Below are 22899 nucleotides of genomic sequence, written 5' to 3'. Positions count from 1 at the left end.
ACCGTTGGTTGCAGATTAAAAACATGAACGGGTTCAAGGACATAAAGATCGCAGCCTTCGGCAGCTCCTACAGGGCCAGAACTTCGTCTGCACGACCGCCCGCCTGCTGGATCACCAGATGAATGAAGTGCAGCTTGGCGATCGCCGCGGCCGGCAGTACGAACGGATAGAAATCCGGCTGGCCCATGCTGCGCGACAGTTCGTTGAGCATGCCGGCCAGTTCGATCCATGCGTTGACGAATGACAGGAACGCGCTCCCGCCGGGGTGCTCCGGGTCGTACAGGGTGCTGGTCGGAAACGGCTGGTAATCGAAGTCCATTTCCCGCGCGCTCATGCCGAAACCCAGCGCAGTGTCTACGGCGTCCATCATGTGCAGGTAATGCGCCCAGGTTTCCGCCCAGTCTTCCCACGGGTGCATGGTCGCGTAGGCGCTGACGTAATGCTGCGGCCAGTCCAGCGGTGCGCCTTGCTGATAATGCCGGTCCAGCGCCTCGGCGTAACTGGCGCGCTCGTCGCCGAACAGGTTGCGGAATGCGCCGAGCCAGGGGCCGTTGGCGATCAGGCGATCCCAATAATAGTGCCCGACCTCATGGCGAAAATGCCCGAGCAGCGTGCGATAGGGCTCGTGCATCTGCGCCCTGACCTGCTCGCGATGGGCATCGTCGGCTTCCTGGATGTCGAGAGTGATCAGACCGTTGGCATGACCGGTCATTGGTGCGTTGCCTTGCAGGTCGACTCCGATGAAGTCGAACGCCAGCCCGGTTTCTTCATCCACGGTTTTCGCGATCACCGGCAGGCCGAGGGTGATCAATTGCGCGACCAGTCGACGCTTGGCGATCTCGACCTTGCGCCAGCGCTCGGGGTTTTCCGGGACGGACAGGTCGGGGATGGTGCGGTTGAGGCTGCAAGCGATGCACAAAGTGTCGTGATCGTTGGCCGGCAGCAGCCAGTTGCAGGCGGCGGGCATGTCGAGGTTGGCGCAGCGGCGGAACAGGCCGGCGTCGGGATCGACGTCGAGTGTCCAGGTGCCCTCTTCCGGCCCAGGCTGCAGCGAGGTCAGGCGACTTTGTTCAGGTTGATAACCGAGCAAGGCGTTACAGGCCAGGCACTGACTGTTGCGAAAGAACAGCGACTGGCCGCAACGGCACGGCCAGACTTTGCTGTTGCGTGAGGATCCGGCCACGAACGGCGCGATGATGCGGGAACTGAGCTGCTCGAAAAAGCGGTGCATGGCGATCTCTCCCTGGGACTGGCCAAGACTAGATCATCCTCAAGACAACATCGTTCCCGAATACCGCGCGCTACCCGATGACACCGCCGTTGTGGCGAGGGAGCTTGCTCCCGCTCGGTCGCAAATCCAGCATCCGCGGTTTGCCTGCAAGGGTTTGGGGCTGCTCCGCAGCCCAGCGGGAGCAAGCTCCCTCGCCACAAGAGCGGCGCATCCCTTACACGGTGACGCCGTGGGTTTTGAGGAAGGCGATAAACGCTTCTTCGTCCATGACCTTGACCCCGAGTTCATTGGCCTTGGTCAGTTTCGAGCCGGCACCGGGGCCTGCGACCACGCAATGGGTTTTCGCCGACACGGAACCGGCAACCTTGGCACCAAGGCTTTCCAGATGATCCTTGGCCACATCCCGGCTCATCAGTTCGACCTTGCCGGTCAGCACCCAGGTTTCGCCGGACAATGGCAAACCTTCAACGACTTTCTTCTCGCTCTGCCAATGCATGCCGAAATTGCGCAGTTGTTGCTCAGACTGCTCGGCGAGTTGGCGATTCTCGGGCGAGGCGAAGAACTCGCGCACCGAGTTGGCCTGCTTCTCCGGCAGCGCCTGACGCATGTCCAGCCAGTCAGCGTTCATCACCGCTTCCAGCGAGCCAAAGCGGTCCGCCAGTTTCTGTGCACCACCGGGGCCGACGAAAGGAATGTGCAGCTTGTCGAGCAAGCCGCCCAGCGTGGTACTGGCGGCGAACTCCGCGCCCAGCTCCCCTTGGTCCTGAATCTGCAAACCATGGCCGAGCAATTCGCTGATGACCTGCTGGTTGTGCGCATCCTCGAAGAAGCTGTGAATCTCGTGCGCCACTTCCAGACCGACATCCGGCAGGTAGGTCAGGACGTGCGGCAAGGCCTGTTGCACGCGCTCCAGCGAACCCAGAGAACGTGCCAGCACCTTGGCTGTTTCTTCGCCGACATCGGGAATGCCGAGGGCGTAGATGAAACGTGCCAGGCTCGGTTGCTTGCTGTCTTCGATGGCTTTCAGCAGCTTGTTGCTCGAGACTTCGGCAAAGCCTTCCAGATCGACGATGTCATCGAACTTCAGCGCATACAGATCGGCTGGCGAACTAACCAGACCTTCGTCGACCAGTTGCTCGACGCTCTTGTCGCCCAGACCTTCGATGTCCATGGCCCGGCGCGAAACGAAGTGAATGATCGCCTGCTTGAGTTGCGCGCCACAGGCCAACCGGCCGACGCAGCGATACACCGCGCCTTCGCTGAAGGTTTCCTTGCCCTTGCTGCGCTTGACCAGTTGCGTGCGTTCGACATGCGAGCCGCACACCGGGCAGCTTTCAGGGATGGCGACCGGGCGCGCGTTATCAGGACGACGCTCGGTGACCACCTGCACCACTTGCGGAATCACATCGCCGGCGCGGCGAATGATCACCGTGTCGCCGATCATCAGGCCCAGACGTGCCACTTCGTCCATGTTGTGCAAGGTGGCGTTGGCCACGGTGACGCCGGCGACTTTCACCGGTTTCAGACGCGCCACCGGAGTCACCGCACCGGTGCGGCCGACCTGGAATTCAACGTCGAGCAGCTCGGTGAGTTCTTCCATCGCCGGGAATTTATGCGCGATCGCCCAGCGCGGTTCGCGGGCGCGGAAGCCCAGTTCACGCTGGTCGGCAATGCTGTTGACCTTGAACACCACGCCGTCGATTTCATAAGCGAGTGCATTACGCCGTGCGCCGATGTCGTGGTAGTACTCCAGGCACTCGTCGATGCCCTTGGCCAGCTTCAGTTCGTGACTGATCGGCATGCCCCACTTCTGCAACTGCTTGAGGTTGCCGATGTGGGTGTCGGAAATGTCGTGGGACACCTGACCGATGCCGTAGCAGCAGAATTCCAGCGGCCGGTTGGCGGTGATCTTCGAATCGAGCTGGCGCAGACTGCCCGCAGCAGCGTTGCGCGGGTTGGCGAAGGTCTTGCCGCCGATCTCCAGTTGCGAGGCGTTGAGTCGCTCGAAACCGGCCTTGGACATGAACACTTCACCGCGCACTTCCAGCGTCGCCGGCCAGCCTTCGCCGTGCAGCTTCAGAGGAATGTTGCGCACCGTGCGCACGTTGACACTGATGTCTTCGCCAGTGGTGCCATCGCCTCGGGTGGCGCCACGTACCAGCAGACCGTCCTGATACAGCAGGCTGACCGCCAGGCCATCGAGCTTCGGCTCGCAGCTGTATTCCACCGCCGCGCCACCACCGAACAGATCGCCGGCCGGCACGTCGAGACCTTCGTTGACGCGACGATCGAACTCGCGCATGTCGGATTCTTCGAAGGCGTTGCCGAGGCTGAGCATCGGGATTTCGTGACGCACCTGAGTGAACGCAGTCAGCGCCATGCTGCCGACGCGCTGGGTCGGCGAGTCGCTGGTGATCAGTTCCGGGTTGGCTGCTTCCAGTGCTTTGAGCTCGTGAAACAAGCGGTCGTACTCGGCGTCCGGAATGCTCGGTTCGTCGAGAACATGGTAGCGATAGTTGTGCTGATCCAGCTCAGCGCGCAGCTCTAGAATGCGGGTTTTGGCGGCGGTCATGGGTGTTCTCTCACAAAGCAAAAGAGCAGCCGAGGCTGCTCCAGTGTCTAATCATAGTCGCTCAAGGTGGTAGACCTTGTGGCGAGGGAGCTTGCTCCCTCGCCACAACTGCGCTCTGGCCTTAGCGCTTCTGGGTCAGCGCGCGGCGTTCGAACTCGACGATGCGCTGACGGTAGTGCTCGATCGTCTGTGCGGTCAGCACGCTGCGCTGGTCATCTTTCAGTTCGCCGTTCAGCTCCTGGGACAGCTTGCGTGCTGCCGCGACCATCACGTCGAAAGCCTGTTTCGGATGACGCGGGCCTGGCAGACCGAGGAAGAAGCTCACCGCCGGAGTGCTGAAATGGTCGATGTCGTCCAGATCGAAAATGCCCGGCTTGACCGCGTTGGCCATGGAGAACAGCACTTCACCGTTGCCGGCCATGCTTTCGTGGCGGTGGAAAATATCCATCTCGCCAAAACGCAGACCGCTTTCGAGAATGTTCTGCAGCAGCGCCGGACCCTTGAAGCCAGCCGGATCGCGGCAGATCACGCTGATCACCAGGACCTCTTCGGCTTGCGGCTGATCTTTTTCCGCCACGGCCGGTGCAGGCTTGCTGTCTTCGGCGAAATCGTCATCACGACTGCTGAAGCTCGGACCGCCGTCCAGATCGAGGTCGAGGTTCAGGTCGCCCTGCGCCGGGCCATTGCTGCCGCGCTTGCCACGTTTGGAACCGGATTCACGCGGCTCGCGGGCTTCGCGGTTGGGCATGCTCACCGACGGCAGATCGTGCTCGTCCAGTTGCGGCTCCTTGTGCGTGTCCAGCACGCGGGCCGGGCCCAACAGCTCGGCGCTGGTGTCCTCGTCCGGCAGATTGGACAGGCTCCGGTCGAGACGGAATTTCAGCTTTCCCTTGCCGCCGCGCATACGGCGCCAGCCATCGAAAAGAATACCGGCTATCACAATGATGCCGATGACGATCAGCCACTCGCGCAGACCGATTTCCATGTAATCCCGTGCCTCTATAAAAAATGCTGAAAAATAAGGGGTTTACACTGCGTAAACCGCTTTAAAACGTGGCGCCAACTCTATGTTCTGACAGGCGTTTTGCCCACGTATACGAAAAATTGACATTAAACTAGCACGATCAAAGGCTTCGCAGCTACAAGCTTTAAGCGCCAAGCCACAAGCCGTCCACCTGCAGCCTGGAGCTTGTCACCTGCAGCACCGCCGCTAGGCGTCCACCATCGCCATCGCCTCCTCGACATCCACCGCCACCAGCCGCGAACAACCCGGTTCATGCATGGTCACGCCCATCAACTGCTCGGCCATTTCCATGGCGATCTTGTTGTGGGTGATGTAGATGAACTGCACGGTCTGCGACATCTCTTTGACCAGCCGTGCGTAGCGTCCAACGTTAGCGTCATCCAGTGGCGCGTCAACCTCGTCGAGCATGCAGAACGGCGCCGGATTCAACTTGAAGATGGCAAAAACCAGGGCCAATGCAGTCAGGGCTTTTTCGCCACCGGAGAGCAAATGGATGGTGCTGTTCTTCTTCCCGGGCGGCTGCGCCATGATCGTCACCCCTGTATCGAGTAGATCTTCGCCCGTCAGTTCCAAATACGCCCGTCCACCACCGAAAACTTTTGGAAAAAGTGCCTGTAAACCGCCATTGATCTGATCAAAGGTATCTTTGAAACGGTTGCGGGTTTCCTTGTCGATCTTGCGGATGACGTTTTCCAGGGTCTCCAGCGCCTCGACCAGATCGGCGTCCTGCGCATCCAGATAACGTTTACGCTCCGATTGTTGCGTGTATTCATCGATGGCGGCGAGGTTGATCGCGCCCAGGCGCTGAATCCGCGCGTTGATGCGTTCGAGTTCTTCTTCGGCTTCGCGTTCACTGGCTTGCGCCGTCAATGTCGCGAGCACGCCGTTGAGATCGTAGCCATCTTCAAGCAATTGGTCCTGCAAGGCCTTGCGGCGCACGGTCAGGGCTTGCCACTCCATGCGCTGCTGTTCGAGCTGGCCGCGAATCAGCTGCGATTGCTGTTCGGCCTGGGTCCGGCGTTTTTCCGCATCGCGCAATTCGCGATCGGCATCTTCCAGGGCGATCTGCGCAGTCTTGAGTTCTTCGTCGACGGTCATGCGCTTGTCGAGCAACTCTTCGAGTTTGAGGCGGAGCTCTTCCAGCGGCGCCTCGCCCTCCTCCAGATTCAGACTCAACTGTTCGCGCTTTTCAGTCAGGCGTTCGGCCTGCATTTCCAGACGCTCCAACGCCTGCCGCGTGGAGTCATGCTGGGCGCGCAACGAGCCGAGACGCACGGCCAGTTGATGGGCATGATCCTTGTGCTGCCGCGCTTCCTGACGCACGCGATCGAGGCGTTCGCGCAGGCTGTCGCGCTGGGCCAGCAGCAACTCGCGCTGCTCGGTGTCGAGCGCCATGGCGTCCAGCGCTTCCTGCAAATTCATGCGCGCTTCGCCGACCTGCTCGTGCTCAAGCTCGCGCTGTTCGGCGAGCTCGACCAGTTCTTCATCAAGACGGGTTCGACGTAATGTCAGTTGTTCGGCCTTGGCTTTGCCGGCGGACAGCTGCGCTTTCAATTCGCCTTGCTGGCGCGCTTCGTCTTGCAGCAAACGACGCAAATGTTCGCGGCCGTTTTCTTGCTGGCGCTGTTGCGCACGCAAGGTTTGCAGACGGGTTTCCATGGCCTCGACCGTGGCTTCGCGCTCTTCGCGCTCCAGTTGCAGGTCTTCGATTTCCTGGCCGCGGGCGAGCATGCCGCTTTCCGCTTCGCTGGCGCGACGAACGCGTAAAAAATGTCGCCCCACCCAATAGCCGTCGCGGCTGATCAGGCTTTGCCCGGCGCTCAACTGACCGCGCAACGCCAGCGCCTGCTCAAGGCTGTCGACCGGTTGGACCTGGCCAAGCCACGGCGACAGATCGATCTGCGCCTCTACCTTATCCAGCAGGCTGCCCGCCACCCGCACGCCATCGCTGGCCGGGCTGAGCAGGCGCAAATCGCCTTGGGTGAAACCGGACAGATCGAAGCCGCTGAAATCGTCGACCAGCACCGCTTGCAGATCGGCACCAAGCACGGTTTCCACCGCCAGCTCCCAACCGGCCTCGACCTTCAGGCCTTCGGCCAGACGCGGACGCTCGGCGAGGTTGTGTTCCTTCAACCACTCAGCAGTGCCGGTGCCGGGATCGAGCGCGGCCTGCTGCAAGGCTTCCAGCGACGCCAAACGCCCGTTGAGCCGCTGCAGATCGCCCTGCGCCTGCTGCTGGGCGGTCAACGCCTGCTGCAATTCCTGACGCAGTTGTTCGAGCTTTTCGACCTGCGCTTCTTCGCTGGTCTGCAAATCTTCCAGGGTCGCTTCGGACTCGGCGAGCTGCTCGTTGAGCGCCATGATCGCCGCATCTTCCGGATCGGCTGAAAGCAACGCACGTTCTTCGCCGAGGCGTTTCTGCCGGTCGGCCAAGCGCTCCATGCTGCTTTCCAGCTGCTGGATCCGCGACTGTTGCACTTCGGCCTGACGGCGCGGTTCGGCAGCCGTCAGGTTGAAGGCGTCCCACTGCTCCTGCCAGCCGTGCATGGTGGTTTCGGCTTCTTCAAGCGCAGCGGCGGCTTCTTCGGCGGCGGCGCTGGTGACTTCCTGCTCGGGGGTGAGCATGTCCAGCTCTTCACCGAGAGTCAGCAGCAAGGTGCGGTCGTGGCCCAGGTGCGATTCGGTTTCCAGACGCGCGCGTTCGGCTTCTTTCAGATCGTCCTGCAACTGGCGCAGACGCTGCTGGCCGTGCTGAATGCTCTGCTCGACCCGGGCGATGTCACCGCCGACCGAATAGAAACGTCCCTGCACCAGATTGAAGCGCTCGGACAAATCGTGGTGACCGTCGCGCAGGCGTTCGATGGCCGCATCAGCGTTACGCTGCTCGGCGACCAACGCTTCGAAGCTGACTTCCTGGTTGCCAATGATCGACTCGCGCTGGCCGACCTGCTCGTTGAGATCCTGCCAGCGCAGGGCCGACAGTTGCGCCTTGAGCTGACGCTCTTCGGCCTTGAGTTCCTGATACTTTTTCGCCGCCTCGGCCTGACGGTGCAGACGTTCGAGCTGGCGCTCCAGCTCTTCGCGCAGGTCGGTCAGGCGTGCGAGGTTCTCGTGGGTGCGGCGGATGCGGTTCTCGGTCTCGCGGCGGCGCTCTTTATATTTCGAGATGCCGGCGGCTTCTTCGATGAAGTTACGCAGGTCTTCAGGCTTGGACTCAATCAGCTTGGAGATCATCCCCTGTTCGATGATCGAGTAGCTGCGCGGGCCGAGGCCGGTGCCGAGGAAGATATCGGTGATGTCGCGCCGACGGCATTTGGTGCCGTTGAGGTAATAAGTGGTCTGGCTGTCGCGGGTGACTTTGCGGCGGATGGAAATTTCCGCGTAGGCGGCGTATTCGCCGAGCAGCGTGCCGTCGGAGTTATCGAACACCAGCTCGATGCTCGCCTGACTCACCGGTTTGCGGCTGGTCGAGCCGTTGAAGATGACGTCGGTCATCGACTCGCCACGGAGGTTCTTCGCCGAACTTTCGCCCATCACCCAGCGCACGGCGTCGATGATGTTCGACTTGCCGCAACCGTTCGGCCCGACGACCGCCGCCATGTTACTGGGGAAGTTCACCGTGGTCGGGTCGACGAAGGACTTGAACCCCGCCAGTTTGATGCACTTTAGCCGCACGCTCAGGCAACCGTCAGCGCAGACACCACCAGATCGCAGCTGCGCTGGGCGTACGCCGTGAGCACGATGCGGATCTGCGGCAAATCACGGGCGAGCACGGCAGCGAGCAAGCGTTCGAACAGCTCGAGGAACTCGCTCATCTCCGCTTTGCGCTGTTCGAGGGCGAGAAAGTAGGCGCGGCTCATCGCCGGCTGGAGGTTCTCGACGGTTTCCTGCAGATACGGATTGTTGGCAAACGGATAGGCGGCGCGCATCACCGCGAAGCTGTCATCGACGAAGCTGCGGATATCGCCGCGCTCGTAATTGGCGGTCAGGCGCTGCTGGATCTGTACGAACGGCGCCATGTCCGACTGCACTTGCCAGCCGTTGGCCACGGAATTGCCGAGCAGGATGTACAGCTCGCTCATCAGCGTGCACAGGCTCTGCACCTTGTGCGGCGTCAGCTCGGTAACGTGGGCGCCACGACGCGGCAGGATCGCGATCAGGTGACGGCGCTCAAGGATCAGCAAGGCTTCGCGGACCGAACCGCGGCTGACGTTGAGCGCCAGCGTGACCTTCTGTTCCTGGATGCGCTCTCCCGGCTTCATTTCGCCACGAATGATGCGTTCGGCGAGGTGGTGAGCGATTTGCTCGGCGAGGCTGTCCGGCGCCTTGAACGTCATGGTTGTCCTTCAAACTCTATCGATCTGCACAAGCGGCGCAGTGTAGCGCAAATGCACGGTCATGGCGGAGTGCCCACTCAGCGGTTTTTGGCACGAATCCCGCAAAAAAGCGCGGTGACCGATGAAGGTCAATACTGAATAGACACGCTGTTGATCGACGAAACGGATTTTCCTGACCTTTAAGTCAGAAAACCATTGACCGAAAAGTCAGACCTGCTAAATTCGGTCCACGTCGGTTAACAACAATAATGAGTCTGCGAGGCCTTCCGTGATCCAGTTTTTACTTAACCAGGAACTCCGTAGCGAGCACGCCCTGGACCCGAATCTGACTGTGCTCAACTACCTGCGCGAACACGTGGGCAAGCCCGGCACCAAAGAAGGTTGCGCCAGCGGCGACTGCGGCGCCTGCACCGTGGTGGTTGGCGAGTTGCAGACCGATGACACGGGACGTGAACACATCCGCTATCGCAGCCTCAATTCGTGCCTGACTTTCGTCTCGTCCTTGCACGGCAAACAACTGATCAGCGTCGAAGACCTCAAGCACAAGGGCGAACTTCACAGCGTGCAGAAAGCCATGGTCGAGTGCCACGGCTCGCAGTGCGGTTTCTGCACCCCCGGCTTTGTCATGTCGCTGTTCGCCCTGCAAAAGAACAGCGATGCACCGGACCAGGCCAAGGCCCACGAAGCGCTGGCCGGCAACCTCTGCCGCTGCACCGGCTACCGGCCAATCCTCGCCGCCGCCGAACAATCCTGCTGCGCCAAACCAGCGGATCAGTTCGACGCCCGTGAAGCCGAAACCATCGCCCGCCTCAAGTCCATCGCGCCGACCGATATCGGAGAACTCAACAGCGGCGACAAGCGTTGCCTAGTGCCGCTGACCGTCGCTGATCTGGCCGATCTCTATGATGCTTACCCACAAGCCCGGCTGCTCGCTGGCGGCACCGATCTGGCGCTGGAAGTCACCCAGTTCCACCGCACCCTGCCGGTGATGATCTACGTCGGCAACGTCGCCGAAATGAAGCGCATCGAGACCTTCGCCGACCGCATCGAAATCGGCGCCGCCACTGCCCTCTCCGACTGCTACGAAGCGTTGAACGCCGAGTATCCGGACTTTGGCGAACTGCTGCACCGCTTCGCCTCGTTGCAGATCCGCAACCAGGGCACCCTCGGCGGCAACATCGGCAACGCCTCGCCGATCGGTGACTCGCCACCGCTGCTGATTGCCCTCGGCGCGCAGATCGTGCTGTGCAAAGGCGAAACCCGCCGCACCTTGAACCTGGAAGATTACTTCATCGACTACCGCGTCACCGCGCGCCAGGAAAGCGAATTCATCGAAAAAATCATCGTCCCGCGCGCCAGCGCCGAGCAGTTGTTCCGCGCCTATAAAGTGTCGAAGCGTCTTGACGACGATATCTCCGCCGTCTGCGCCGCGTTCAACCTGCGCGTGGAAAACGGGGTGATCGCCGACGCCCGCGTGGCCTTCGGCGGCATGGCGGCGATCCCCAAACGCGCCGCGCATTGCGAAGCCGTGCTGCAAGGCGCGCCCTTCACCAACGCGGTGATCGAGCGTGCCTGCGCCGCGCTGGCCGAAGATTTCACACCGCTCTCGGACTTCCGCGCCAGCAAGGAATATCGCCTGCTCAGCGCGCAGAATCTGCTGCGCAAATACTTCATCGAACTGCAAACACCGCACATCGAGACTCGGGTGACCGCTTATGTCTAACCATCACGTCGTAGAGAAGACCCAGGCTGAGCTGGCCGAATTGTTCGCCCAGGACCTGACCACCGGTGTCGGCCGCAGCGTCAAGCACGACAGCGCCGCCAAGCATGTGTCCGGTGAAGCGCAGTACATCGATGACCGCCTGGAATTCCCCAACCAGTTGCACCTGTATGCACGCCTGTCGGACCGCGCCCACGCGAAAATCCTCAGCATCGACACGCAGCCGTGCTACGCCTTCGAAGGCGTGCGCATTGTCATCACCCACGAAGACGTGCCGGGCCTGAAAGACATCGGCCCGCTGATGCCGGGCGATCCGTTGCTGGCGATCGATGACGTGCAGTTCGTCGGCCAACCGGTGCTGGCGGTCGCGGCGAAAGACCTGGAGACCGCCCGCAAAGCGGCGATGGCGGCGATCATCGAATACGAAGATCTCGAACCGGTGCTGGATGTCGTCGAAGCCCTGCGCAAACGTCACTTCGTGCTCGACAGCCACACCCACCAGCGCGGCGATTCGGCCTCGGCGCTGGCCACCGCAGAGCATCGCATTCAAGGCACGCTGCACATCGGCGGCCAGGAACATTTCTACCTGGAGACGCAAATCTCCTCAGTCATGCCCACCGAAGACGGCGGCATGATCGTCTATTGCTCGACGCAGAACCCCACCGAAGTACAGAAACTGGTCGCCGAAGTGCTCGACGTGTCGATGAACAAAATTGTCGTCGACATGCGCCGCATGGGCGGTGGTTTCGGCGGCAAGGAAACCCAGGCCGCGAGCCCGGCCTGCCTGTGCGCAGTGGTGGCGCACCTCACCGGCCAGCCGACCAAAATGCGTCTGCCACGGGTCGAAGACATGCTGATGACCGGCAAACGTCACCCGTTCTACGTCGAGTACGACGTTGGTTTCGACAGCAGCGGGCGTCTGCACGGGATCAACATGGAGCTGGCCGGCAACTGCGGCTGCTCGCCGGATCTGTCCGCGTCGATCGTTGACCGGGCGATGTTCCACTCGGACAACTCGTACTACCTCGGCGATGCCACCATCAACGGCCATCGCTGCAAGACCAACACCGCGTCGAACACTGCTTATCGCGGCTTCGGTGGCCCGCAGGGCATGGTCGCCATCGAGGAAGTGATGGACGCGATTGCCCGGCACTTGAAGCTGGACCCGCTGGCGGTGCGCAAGGCCAACTACTACGGCAAGACCGAGCGCAATGTCACCCACTACTACCAGACCGTCGAGCACAACATGCTCGAAGAGATGACCGCCGAACTGGAAGAAAGCAGCCAGTACGCCGAGCGGCGCGAAGCGATCCGTCGCTACAACGCCAACAGCCCGATCCTGAAGAAAGGCCTGGCGCTGACTCCGGTGAAATTCGGGATTTCCTTCACGGCGAGTTTCCTCAATCAGGCCGGTGCGCTGATCCACATTTACACCGACGGCAGCATCCACCTGAATCATGGCGGCACGGAAATGGGCCAAGGCCTGAACACCAAAGTCGCCCAGGTCGTGGCGGAAGTGTTCCAGGTGGAAATCGACCGTGTGCAGATCACCGCGACCAACACCGACAAGGTGCCGAACACTTCGCCGACCGCTGCCTCCAGCGGCGCCGACCTGAACGGCAAAGCTGCGCAGAACGCAGCGCAGACCATCAAGCAACGCTTGATCGAGTTCGCCGCGCGGCACTACAAGGTCAGCGAAGAAGACGTCGAATTCCGCAACGGCCACGTGCGTGTGCGCGAGCAGATCCTGACGTTCGAAGCGCTGATCCAGCAGGCGTATTTCAATCAGGTCTCGCTGTCGAGCACCGGGTTCTACAAGACGCCGAAAATCTATTACGACCGCAGTCAGGCCCGTGGCCGTCCCTTCTACTACTTCGCTTTCGGCGCAGCGTGCTGCGAAGTGATCGTCGACACCCTGACCGGCGAATACAAGATGCTGCGCACCGACATCCTGCATGACGTCGGCGCCTCGCTGAACCCGTCGATCGATATCGGTCAGGTCGAGGGTGGCTTCATCCAGGGCATGGGCTGGCTGACCATGGAAGAGCTGGTGTGGAACAACAAAGGCAAGCTGATGACCAACGGCCCGGCCAGCTACAAGATCCCGGCCGTGGCGGACATGCCGCTGGATCTACGGGTGAAGCTGGTGGAAAACCGCAAGAACCCGGAAGACACGGTGTTCCATTCCAAGGCTGTCGGTGAACCGCCGTTCATGCTCGGCATCGCCGCGTGGTGCGCGATCAAGGACGCGGTGGCGAGCCTCGGTGATTATCAGCATCAGCCGAAAATCGACGCACCGGCCACGCCGGAGCGAGTGTTGTGGGGGTGTGAGCAGATGCGTCAGTTGAAGGCGGTAAAGGCTGTAGAAGCCGAGACCGAGCTGGCTCCGCTCTAGGACCGAGGCGCGGCCATTCGCGAGCAGGCTCGCTCCCACAGGGATATGCATTGCCAATGTGGGAGCGAGCCTGCTCGCGAAGAGGCCCGAACAGACAACGATGTTGTAGGGGTGACATATGTACAACTGGATCGACGCCCTCGCCGACCTGCAGAACCAGGGCGAGCCCTGTGTGCTGGTGACGATCATCGAAGAACTCGGCTCGACGCCACGCAACGCCGGCTCGAAAATGGTCGTCAGCGCCGACCGCCTGTTTGACACCATCGGTGGCGGGCATCTGGAATTCAAAGCCATGCAGATCGCCCGCGAGATGCTCGCCAGCGGCAAGCAGGACACGCATCTGGAGCGCTTCAGCCTTGGCGCCAGCCTCGGCCAGTGCTGCGGCGGCGCCACGGTGTTGCTGTTCGAACCGATGGGCCAGGTGCAGGCGCAGATTGCCGTGTTCGGCGCCGGCCACGTCGGCCGCGCCCTCGTGCCGCTGCTCGCCAGCCTGCCCTGCCGGGTGCGCTGGATTGACTCGCGCGAGGCCGAGTTCCCCGAACACATCCCCCACGGCGTGCGTAAAATCGTCAGCGAAGAGCCGGTGGATGAAATCGATGACCTGCCTGCCGGCAGCTACTGCATCGTCATGACCCACAACCATCAGCTCGATCTGGAGCTGACCGCGGCGATTCTCAAGCGCAACGATTTCACCTGGTTCGGCCTGATCGGCTCGAAAACCAAGCGCGCCAAATTCGAACACCGCCTGCGCGATCGGGGTTTCGACCCGAGCGTAGTGCAACGCATGCGTTGCCCGATGGGCATCGGCGAAGTCAAAGGCAAATTGCCTGTGGAAATCGCCATCTCCATCGCCGGCGAAATCATCGCCACCTACAACGCCAATTTCGGCCAGCACAGTGCCCGCGCTGAACCGATTGCCCGACTGCTGCCCGCCTCGCGCCGCAGTCAGGCGGCCAAACTCAAAGCCTCAAACTGATTAGAGAACCCTCATGCCTCTGACTCGCAAAGCCTACCGCGCCGCCATCCTGCACAGCATTGCCGACCCTGCCGAGGTCGGCATTGAAACCTCCTATGAATATTTCGAGGATGGCCTGCTGGTGGTCGATGACGGCAAGATCAGCGCCGTCGGCCACGCCAGCGAACTGCTGCCAACCCTGCCGGCGGATATCGAGATCAACCATTATCAGGATGCGTTGATTACACCGGGCTTCATCGATACGCACATCCATCTGCCGCAAACCGGCATGGTCGGTTCCTACGGCGAGCAATTGCTCGATTGGCTGAATACCTACACCTTTCCCTGCGAAAGCCAGTTTGGCGACAAGGCCCACGCCGACGAAGTCGCCGACATCTTCATCAAGGAACTGCTGCGCAACGGAACCACCACGGCGCTGGTGTTCGGCAGCGTGCATCCGCAATCGGTGAATTCGTTTTTCGAGGCCGCCGAGAAGCTTGACCTGCGCATGATCGCCGGCAAGGTCATGATGGACCGCAATGCCCCCGACTATCTGGTCGACACTGCCGAGTCCAGCTACGTCGACAGCAAGGCGCTGATTGAGCGCTGGCATGGCAAGGGCCGTTTGCATTACGCAGTGACGCCGCGCTTCGCCCCCACCAGCACCCCGGAACAACTGACCCTCGCCGGGCAACTGCTGACGGAGTATCCGGATCTGTACATGCAGACCCACATCAGCGAAAACCTCAAGGAAATCGAATGGGTCAAGGAGCTGTTCCCGGAGCGCAAAGGCTACCTCGACGTCTACGATCACTACCAGTTGCTCGGCGAGCGCTCGGTGTTCGCTCATGGCGTGCACCTGTGTGATGACGAATGCGCGCGACTGGCGGAAACCGGCTCGGCAATCTCGTTCTGCCCGACCTCGAACCTGTTCCTCGGCAGCGGCCTGTTCAACCTGCCGATGGCCGAAAAGCACAAGCTCAATGTCGGCCTCGGCACCGACGTCGGCGGCGGCACCAGTTTCTCGCTGCTGCAAACCCTCAACGAAGCCTACAAGGTGATGCAACTGCAGGGCGCGCGATTGAGTCCGTTCAAGTCGCTGTATCTGGCGACCCTGGGTGGCGCGCGGGCGCTGCGCCTGGAAGACAGGATCGGCAATCTGCGGCCGGGCTCCGATGCCGACTTCCTGGTGCTGGATTACAACGCCACGCCGCTGCTCAGCTATCGCTTGAAGCAGTCCAAGAACATTGCCGAGACGTTGTTCGTGTTGATGACGCTGGGGGATGACCGCACGGTTGCGCAGACGTATGCGGCGGGGGCGTTGGTGCATCAGCGCTGAGTTTTTTCAAAGCATAAAAAATCCCCCGGTGGTGGACGCCCCGGGGGATTTTTGTTGGCGGTCAGATTGTCTTCGCGAGCGGGCTCGCTCCCACCTTTGAAATGCATTCCCCTGTGGGAGCGAGCCTGCTCGCGAAAGCCGCGACTCGGTTTCAGATCAGAGCTTGGCGCTCGAGCGACCCGGCTTCTTGGTCTGCAACAAATGCGAGAACACCGCATGCAGGTCATCCGACGCACCTTCCTCGTCGAGATTGAGCTTGCTGTCGATGTGATCCATGTGATGCATCATCAGGTTCACCGCCAACTCGCCGTCGCGCTTCTCGATCGCGTCGATCAGTTGAGTGTGTTCGTCGTACGAGCAGTGCGAACGGTTGCCGCTTTCATACTGGGCAATGATCAGCGAAGTCTGCGAAACCAGGCTGCGCTGGAAACTGATCAACGGTGCGTTCATCGCCGCTTCCGCCAGTTTCAGGTGGAATTCGCCTGACAGACGAATACCGGCGCCGCGATCGCCACGGGAGAAACTGTCGCGTTCGTCATTGACCATCTGCCGCAGTTCGGCGATCTGCTCGGCGGTGGCGTGTTGCACGGCCAATTCGGTAATGGCGCGTTCGACCAGACGCCGGGCGAGGAAAACCTGACGCGCCTCTTCAACGCTCGGGCTGGCGACCACCGCGCCACGGTTTGGCCGCAACAGCACCACGCCTTCATGGGCCAGACGCGACAGCGCGCGGCGAATGATGGTGCGGCTGACCCCGAAGATTTCCCCCAGCGCTTCTTCGCTCAATTTCGTGCCGGGCGCCAGACGCTGTTCGAGGATGGCCTCGAAGATATGCGCGTAGACAATATCGTCCTGGGTCCCGCTGCGGCCGGCTTTGCCTGCTCGCGGTTGTTTCTTGAGGGGTTGCAACTGTTCGTTCATGGGCACTCGAGTCGGGAAAACTGCGGCGAATAGACCGTGACTGTAATACGGCACAGTAGGTCGCTGGCAAGTATCGCGTAAAAAACAGCGCGATTGTACACAATGAATGGTGGCAACACGACTGTACGGCTGTTTGCGACTTCGGCTGTATTGCAACGGCAGGTTACGTTTGAGTTTAGGCTTGATCGCAGAATCCGCCTTCTACGCACTATCCCCTGTAGGAGTGAGCCTGCTCGCGATGGCGGTGTGTCATTCAGCGATAATTCGACTGACACACCGCCATCGCGAGCAGGCTCACTCCTACAGGGGGATTGCGTCGAAGGGGACATCTCCATTGTTATAAGGAACACCGCCGTCATGACCGACGCCACCCACGCCCGCCTGCGCCCGCTGGCCGATACTTCGCCTTCCGCCATCGTCGCCGGTTTCATCGCGATGATGACCGGCTACACCAGTTCGCTGGTGCTGATGTTCCAGGCCGGGCAAGCGGCCGGGCTGAGCAGCGGGCAGATTTCCTCGTGGATCTGGGCGATCTCGATCGGCATGGCGGTGTGCTCGATCGGTCTGTCGCTGCGCTATCGCACACCGATCACCATCGCCTGGTCGACCCCCGGCGCGGCGTTGCTGATCACTAGCCTGGGCGGTGTCAGCTACGGCGAGGCGATCGGCGCCTACATTACCTGCGCGGTACTGGTGACGATTTGCGGCCTGACCGGCAGCTTCGAACGGCTGGTGAAAAAGATCCCGGCTTCCCTGGCGGCGGCATTGCTCGCCGGGATTCTGTTCAAGATCGGCAGCGAAATCTTTGTCGCCGCGCAACACCGCACCGGGCTGGTGCTGGGGATGTTCTTCACCTATCTGCTGGTCAAACGCCTGTCGCCGCGTTATGCCGTGCTCGCTGCGCTGCTGATCGGCACCGCGCTGTCGGGCTTCATGGGGCTGCTGGATTTCAGCGGCTTTCATCTGGAAGTGGCGACGCCAGTCTGGACTACGCCGCATTTCTCTCTGGCGGCGACCATCAGCATCGGCATTCCACTGTTCGTGGTGGCGATGACCTCGCAGAACATGCCCGGCATCGCGGTGCTGCGTGCCGATGGCTATAACGTCCCGGCCTCGCCACTGATCACCACCACCGGCATCGCCTCGTTGTTACTGGCGCCGTTCGGCTCCCACGGCATCAACCTCGCGGCGATCAGCGCGGCGATCTGCACTGGCCCGCATGCCCACGAAGACCGCAACAAACGCTACACCGCCGCGGTGTGGTGCGGGGTGTTCTACGGGATTGCCGGGGTGTTCGGCGCCACATTGGCGGCCCTGTTTGCCGCATTGCCGAAAGAACTGGTGCTGTCGATTGCCGCACTGGCGCTGTTCGGCTCGATCATCAATGGTTTGAGCATCGCCATGAGCGAGGCGAAGGAACGGGAAGCTGCACTGATCACCTTTATGGTCACCGCGTCGGGGCTGACGCTGTTTTCCATTGGCTCGGCGTTCTGGGGGATTGTGGCGGGGGTGGTGACGCTGGTGATTTTGAATTGGCGTAAAGCTTAAGATCAAAAGCCCCTCACCCTAGCCCTCTCCCGGAGGGAGAGGGAACTGACCGTGGTGTCTGGAAGAGGTGCGCCACATGAGGTACCGAGTCGAACTCATATCTTGAAAAGCCCACAAATCGGCTCCCTCTCCCTCGGGAGAGGGCTGGGGTGAGGGGTGAATTCACCACTGAATCCAAGTCGAACACCCAAACCCCAGACGAAAAAAAACGGCGACCCGAAGGTCGCCGTTTTTTCAGTATCACTTAGCCGCGTTGATTGGCTTTTCCGGATACCACACGTCCAGCAGCGGGCTGACTTCGTACTTGGTCAGCTCGGAGCGGTTTTTCAGCCAGGCTTCAACGGCAGCGCGCTGCTCTTCGTTGACCGAGCCACGCTTCTGCAGGCATACCAGACCGAAGTCGTCGCCGCCAACATAACCCAGACCGTTGGCTTCCATTGCTTCTTTGATGAATGCTTCGAGGAAAGCGTCAATGGCTTCTTCGGACAAGTCTTCTTTGAAGTCCAGGTTCAGTTCGAAACCCAGCTCTTGAAATTCATCAACGCACAGTTTTTTGCGCAGACGCTGGGAACGGTTAGTCGCCATTGGAACAATCCTCTTAAGTAATAACGGCCGGCACTTTACCAGTTTAAGCCGGCGATTGCCCGACTCTCTGGCCGCTGCGGCCGACCGCCTGTAAAAAAATAACCCCTTGGCCGGCCCTGACACGGCACAAGCTGTTACAGCTTGGGGCATAATGCCGACACTTTCATGACCACTGAGGGCCTTTTCATCCATGTCCTCGTCTTTTTCCCCCTCTTCAGCAGGGTTTTATTGCATATGATCAAATCGTTGCGTCCACTGTTTCTCGCTGGCCTTCTTCTGCCTTTGGCCCTGCCCGTTTCCGCTGCCACCATCAACACTTCCCTCACCCCGAACGTCGAAAAAGCCCTCAAGGCCAGCAAGCTGCAGCCCACTGCGCTGTCGCTGGTGATGGTGCCGCTCGACGGTCCGGGCACGCCGACCGTGTTCAACGCCGATGTGTCGGTCAACCCGGCCTCGACGATGAAACTGGTCACCACCTACGCGGCGCTGGAAATGCTCGGCCCCAACCATCAGTGGAAAACCGAGTTCTACACCGACGGCGACCTCAGCGGCGGCATTCTCAACGGCAATCTCTACCTCAAGGGTGGCGGTGACCCGAAGCTGAACATGGAGAAACTCTGGCTGCTGATGCGCGACCTGCGCGCCAACGGCGTCACGCAGATCACCGGCGACCTGATCCTCGACCGCAACTTCTTCGTGCAGCCGCAATTGCCGGAATTCAACGATGACGGCAACGACGATAACAAGCCGTTTCTGGTCAAGCCCGATTCGTTGCTGGTCAACCTCAAGGCCCTGCGCTTCGTTGCACGCAATGACGGTGGCCGCGTGTTGATTTCGGTGGAGCCGCCGATTGCCAGCATTCGTATCGAAAACACCGTCAAGGCGCTGCCCTCCAAGCAATGCACCGGCGGCGTGCGCTACAACCCGGTGCCGCAGGCCGATGGCAGCGTGACCGTGACCGTTGGCGGTCAATTGGGTGAAGGTTGCAGCTCGCAGACCTACCTGTCGCTGCTCGACCACGCCACCTACACCGCCGGCGCCGTGCGCGCGATCTGGAAGGAGCTGGGTGGCAGCATTCAGGGGAAGGACCGTCTGGCGCCGACGCCGAGCAGCGCCAAGTTGCTCGCCCGCGCTTACTCGCCGGATCTGGCCGAGATCATCCGCGACATCAATAAATACAGTAACAACACCATGGCTCAGCAGCTGTTCCTCAGCCTTGGCCAGCGTTTCCGCAACGACGCCGACGGTGATGACGCCCGGGCGGCGCAGCGCGTGGTCCGTCAATGGCTGGCGAAGAAAGGCATCACCGCCCCGCATCTGGTGATGGAGAACGGCTCTGGTCTGTCGCGGGCCGAGCGAGTCAGTGCGCGTGAGATGGCCAATATGCTTCAGGCCGCCTGGCACAGCCCGTACGCCGCCGAATACATCAGCTCGCTGCCGATTGCCGGTACCGACGGCACCATGCGCAAACGTCTGAAAACCACGGCGATGCGCGGCGAAGCCCACGTCAAGACCGGTACTCTGAACACCGTGCGCGCAATCGCCGGTTTCAGCCGTGACGTCAACGGCAATACTTGGGCGGTGGTGGCGATCCTCAACGACAAGGCCCCGTTTGGCGCCTCGTCGGTGCTCGATCAGGTGCTGCTGGATCTGTACAAACAGCCGAAACTGCCGCAGACCGCTTCGGTCCTCTGACCGACGCTGAAACCCCTGTAGGAGTGAGCCTGCTCGCGATAGCGGTGTATCAGACGCTGACATGTGTCTGGACGGACGCTATCGCGAGCAGGCTCACTCCTACAAGGGATCGATGTGACGGCTCAGGTCATCTCCCGCTCAACCCGATCCCGGCCATTCTGCTTGGCCGCATAAACCCCTGAGTCCGCGCGCAACAGCAACGCATCCGCACCCTCCCCCGGGCGCCAGCTGGCGATGCCGAAACTGGCGGTGACCACGCCAACCACGTCCACCGGCGTACTGCGCAGGCCTTCCCACAATTCCATTGCCAGCATGTACGCGTGCTCGCCGTCGATGTCCGGGCACAGCACCATGAACTCTTCGCCGCCCAAGCGGCAGAACACATCGGTGCGGCGCAGGCGATGGCCAATGCGCTCGCACACCGCTTGCAGCACCCGGTCGCCGACGGCGTGGCCGTAATGATCGTTGATGCGTTTGAAGTGGTCGATGTCGAGCATGATCACCGACAACTCGCCGCCGCCCCGCTCGACCCGGGCCATTTCCGTGGTCAGGCGCTCCTGGAAATAGCGGCGGTTGTGAATGCCGGTCAGCGAATCGGTGATCGACAACGCACGCAGTTCTTCTTCCACGCGCTTGAGGTCGGAAATGTCCGAGATGTAGCCGTGCCACAGCACCCCGCCACCCGGTAGCTCCTCCGGTGTCGCCTCGCCGCGCACCCAGCGCAGGCCTCGTTCAGGCAGTTGCACGCGGTATTCCTCGCGCCACGGGCTGAGATTCTCCGCCGATTCGCGGATCGATGAGCGCACGCGAATCGCGTCCTGCGGGTGGATGCGGCTAAAGATCGCCTCGGAGTCGAGCAGCAGGACATCCGGCTCCAGTTCATAGATCTCGCGGATGCCATCGCTGGCGTAGATCACACTGAAGCGCCCATCGAATTCCATCTTGAATTGGTAGATGCCACCGGGAACATGGGCGCTGAGCTTCTTCAGCAACGTGTCGCGTGCTGCCAGCACTTCGTGCACGCGCTTGCGCTCGGTGATGTCGATACAGATTGCCAGATGACCGACCCACAAGCCCTGCTCGTCGAGCACCGGGGTGGCGAGCATGTTGACTGGCAGATGACTTCCATCGCTGCGCACCAGCGTCCATTCGCGTGCTTCATGACCGCCGACTTCGCCGCCCTCGACCAGCATCGCGTGGCAGGTCGGAATGCTTTTGCCGTAGCGCGCGCTCAGCTCCGCCGAACGCGCCGCCAGCTCTCGGGGCAAATGCAGGTTTTCCAGGGTCATGCGCCCGACCACTTCGGCGCTGCTGTAGCCGAGCATCTGTTCAGCGCCGGGGTTGAAGGTGTTGATCACTCCGCGCAGATCGGTGGCGATGATCGCGACCTGGGTGGCGGCATTCAGCACACCGCGCAGCTGCCCATGGGTGCCGCGCAGTTCCTGCTCGCGCTCATGCAATTCCTGGGTGCGCACCTCGACCAGACGCACCGCGCGCTGACGCTGGCTGACCAGCACGTATAGCAAGGCACTGAGCAGCGCGCTGAGCAAGCCGCCCAGAATGATCACACTGCCCACCGAAGAATGGTTGGCCTGCATGAACGCGTAGCTTGGCAGGATATCGACCTGATAGTCGTGATCGGCCATGCGCAGCAAACGCGTCGCCGCCAGATCGCCGGGCACCGCCTCGTTGGTCGATTCGAACAGCTCCTCATGTTGATCAGGCGTCGACAGATCCAGAATGCGCACCGACAGGTAATCGTGCAGGGCATCGGGTAGACCGTCGGCAAGCAACTGGCGCATGCTGATCACCGCCATCACATAGCCGAACGGCTGTGACTCGCCTGATCGATTGACCGGCGCCAGCAACAACACCCCACGCGCATAGGCCGGCTCGATCCCGACCAGATGCATCGGTTGCGACACGACCAGGTTGCCGAGACGGTCGGCGCGTTCAAGGGTTTCACGGCGCAAGGGTTGGGCGAGCAAGTCGTAGCCCAGCGGCGGCGCCAGTCGACTCTGAGTCTGGGTGTACAGCACCGGCACGTATGCGTCGCGTGGTGCTGCCAGCTGCAGATCACCCTTGGCGTCCAGCTCGCGGATGGTGAAATTGCTCAGGCCTTCGTCACGCACACGCTGTTCGAACGCCTCCCGCTCAGCGCCGCTGATTTTCGGTGCGTAGGTATAGGCTTGGGTGCGCAGTAATAAAGGTCGGGAGTAACCGTCGAATTCGGCGCGGGACACCGATTCGGAGTTGGTGAAGAACCGGCGCAGGCCATCGAGACGTTGCTCCTGGTCCTGAAAGCGTTCGGCGATGCGGCTGTAGCGTTCGTTGGCCAGCAGCTGAAAGCGCTGACGCGATTGTTGCTGGAACTGATTGTGGGTGCCCCAGGCAAGCAACCCGGTGAGAATCCCGCCGGCAAGCAATACCAGCAAAGCGACCAGCCAGGCTGAGACGTCTTCGCTGATAAAACCGAGAATTTTCGGGCGCACGGGGTGCAACGGCATAAGCACAACTCACTACGCCAGATTCCCGGGAAAAACCCCATTGGCGGTGTGTGAGTTATAGCTATTAGCC

14 protein-coding genes are annotated in these 22899 nt (G+C 61.2%); 6 read left to right on the top strand and 8 right to left on the bottom strand.

Annotated features, from left to right (window positions below):
• Window positions 1-67: 67 nt before the first annotated feature.
• The 5 genes from LIS66_RS09030 to LIS66_RS09010 form a co-directional block, all read right to left on the bottom strand.
• Window positions 68-1231: a zinc-binding metallopeptidase family protein gene (locus LIS66_RS09030; protein WP_042608430.1), complete on the bottom strand. Its 1164-nt coding sequence runs from the start codon at window positions 1229-1231 to the stop codon at window positions 68-70.
• A gap of 214 nt (window positions 1232-1445) precedes the next feature.
• Entirely contained in the window at window positions 1446-3803 is a 2358-nt protein-coding gene (gene ligA / locus LIS66_RS09025) for an NAD-dependent DNA ligase LigA (RefSeq protein ID WP_042608431.1), read from the bottom strand.
• A gap of 121 nt (window positions 3804-3924) precedes the next feature.
• On the bottom strand, window positions 3925-4788 hold the full coding sequence (gene zipA / locus LIS66_RS09020; protein ID WP_041479106.1) for a cell division protein ZipA: 864 nt from the start codon (window positions 4786-4788) through the stop codon (window positions 3925-3927).
• Between the two features lie 225 nt (window positions 4789-5013).
• Window positions 5014-8502 (bottom strand): chromosome segregation protein SMC, encoded by a 3489-nt coding sequence (gene smc / locus LIS66_RS09015; protein ID WP_227974033.1) that lies wholly within the window; start codon window positions 8500-8502, stop codon window positions 5014-5016.
• 2 nt (window positions 8503-8504) lie between these two features.
• Complete coding sequence (locus LIS66_RS09010; RefSeq protein ID WP_039763015.1) at window positions 8505-9164, bottom strand: GntR family transcriptional regulator; 660 nt, start codon at window positions 9162-9164, stop codon at window positions 8505-8507.
• A gap of 268 nt (window positions 9165-9432) precedes the next feature.
• Here LIS66_RS09010 and xdhA point away from each other — a divergent pair, with 268 nt between their 5' ends.
• The 4 genes from xdhA (at window position 9433) to guaD (ending at window position 15573) form a co-directional block, all read left to right on the top strand.
• Entirely contained in the window at window positions 9433-10887 is a 1455-nt protein-coding gene (xdhA, locus tag LIS66_RS09005; protein ID WP_064362834.1) for a xanthine dehydrogenase small subunit, read from the top strand.
• Window positions 10880-13279, top strand: coding sequence for a xanthine dehydrogenase molybdopterin binding subunit (xdhB, locus tag LIS66_RS09000; RefSeq protein ID WP_227974032.1), 2400 nt, complete (start codon window positions 10880-10882; stop codon window positions 13277-13279). The genes xdhA and xdhB overlap by 8 nt, the downstream gene beginning before the upstream one ends.
• 118 nt (window positions 13280-13397) lie before the next feature.
• Window positions 13398-14255: a xanthine dehydrogenase accessory protein XdhC gene (gene xdhC, locus LIS66_RS08995; protein ID WP_227974031.1), complete on the top strand. Its 858-nt coding sequence runs from the start codon at window positions 13398-13400 to the stop codon at window positions 14253-14255.
• A gap of 13 nt (window positions 14256-14268) precedes the next feature.
• A complete protein-coding gene (gene guaD, locus LIS66_RS08990) occupies window positions 14269-15573 on the top strand; it encodes a guanine deaminase (protein ID WP_227974030.1) in 1305 nt (434 codons plus the stop codon).
• A 156-nt stretch (window positions 15574-15729) separates the two neighbouring features.
• On the opposite strand, the gene LIS66_RS08985 is transcribed toward guaD, so the two are convergent.
• Window positions 15730-16494, bottom strand: coding sequence for a GntR family transcriptional regulator (locus LIS66_RS08985; protein ID WP_039763010.1), 765 nt, complete (start codon window positions 16492-16494; stop codon window positions 15730-15732).
• 357 nt (window positions 16495-16851) lie between these two features.
• On the opposite strand from LIS66_RS08985, the gene LIS66_RS08980 reads away from it, so the two are divergent.
• A complete protein-coding gene (locus tag LIS66_RS08980; RefSeq protein WP_042608437.1) occupies window positions 16852-18042 on the top strand; it encodes a benzoate/H(+) symporter BenE family transporter in 1191 nt (396 codons plus the stop codon).
• A gap of 240 nt (window positions 18043-18282) precedes the next feature.
• Here the strand turns inward: LIS66_RS08980 and LIS66_RS08975 are convergent, their stop codons facing one another.
• Window positions 18283-18627, bottom strand: a complete 345-nt coding sequence (locus LIS66_RS08975) for a YggL family protein (RefSeq protein WP_016773843.1) — start codon at window positions 18625-18627, stop codon at window positions 18283-18285.
• 234 nt (window positions 18628-18861) lie between these two features.
• Here LIS66_RS08975 and dacB point away from each other — a divergent pair, with 234 nt between their 5' ends.
• Window positions 18862-20322, top strand: coding sequence for a D-alanyl-D-alanine carboxypeptidase/D-alanyl-D-alanine-endopeptidase (gene dacB, locus LIS66_RS08970; protein ID WP_039763007.1), 1461 nt, complete (start codon window positions 18862-18864; stop codon window positions 20320-20322).
• A gap of 122 nt (window positions 20323-20444) precedes the next feature.
• Here the strand turns inward: dacB and LIS66_RS08965 are convergent, their stop codons facing one another.
• Entirely contained in the window at window positions 20445-22829 is a 2385-nt protein-coding gene (locus tag LIS66_RS08965) for a diguanylate cyclase (RefSeq protein WP_083353220.1), read from the bottom strand.
• Window positions 22830-22899 lie beyond the last annotated feature (70 nt).

The sequence above is a fragment of the Pseudomonas sp. HN2 genome, from assembly GCF_020736465.1.
Classification (GTDB): Bacteria; Pseudomonadota; Gammaproteobacteria; order Pseudomonadales; family Pseudomonadaceae; genus Aquipseudomonas; species Aquipseudomonas moraviensis_A.
This window is presented reverse-complemented; position numbering and strand designations above follow the sequence as displayed.

Bases quoted from the DNA above. Each gene is read 5' to 3' on its own strand.
- LIS66_RS09030 (WP_042608430.1), bottom strand. From the start codon at position 1,231: ATGCACCGCTTTTTCGAGCAGCTCAGTTCCCGCATCATCGCGCCGTTC.
- ligA (WP_042608431.1), bottom strand. From the start codon at position 3,803: ATGACCGCCGCCAAAACCCGCATTCTAGAGCTGCGCGCTGAGCTGGAT.
- zipA (WP_041479106.1), bottom strand. From the start codon at position 4,788: ATGGAAATCGGTCTGCGCGAGTGGCTGATCGTCATCGGCATCATTGTG.
- LIS66_RS09010 (WP_039763015.1), bottom strand. From the start codon at position 9,164: ATGACGTTCAAGGCGCCGGACAGCCTCGCCGAGCAAATCGCTCACCAC.
- xdhB (WP_227974032.1), top strand. From the start codon at position 10,880: ATGTCTAACCATCACGTCGTAGAGAAGACCCAGGCTGAGCTGGCCGAA.
- xdhC (WP_227974031.1), top strand. From the start codon at position 13,398: ATGTACAACTGGATCGACGCCCTCGCCGACCTGCAGAACCAGGGCGAG.
- guaD (WP_227974030.1), top strand. From the start codon at position 14,269: ATGCCTCTGACTCGCAAAGCCTACCGCGCCGCCATCCTGCACAGCATT.
- LIS66_RS08985 (WP_039763010.1), bottom strand. From the start codon at position 16,494: ATGAACGAACAGTTGCAACCCCTCAAGAAACAACCGCGAGCAGGCAAA.
- LIS66_RS08980 (WP_042608437.1), top strand. From the start codon at position 16,852: ATGACCGACGCCACCCACGCCCGCCTGCGCCCGCTGGCCGATACTTCG.
- LIS66_RS08975 (WP_016773843.1), bottom strand. From the start codon at position 18,627: ATGGCGACTAACCGTTCCCAGCGTCTGCGCAAAAAACTGTGCGTTGAT.
- dacB (WP_039763007.1), top strand. From the start codon at position 18,862: ATGATCAAATCGTTGCGTCCACTGTTTCTCGCTGGCCTTCTTCTGCCT.
- LIS66_RS08965 (WP_083353220.1), bottom strand. From the start codon at position 22,829: ATGCCGTTGCACCCCGTGCGCCCGAAAATTCTCGGTTTTATCAGCGAA.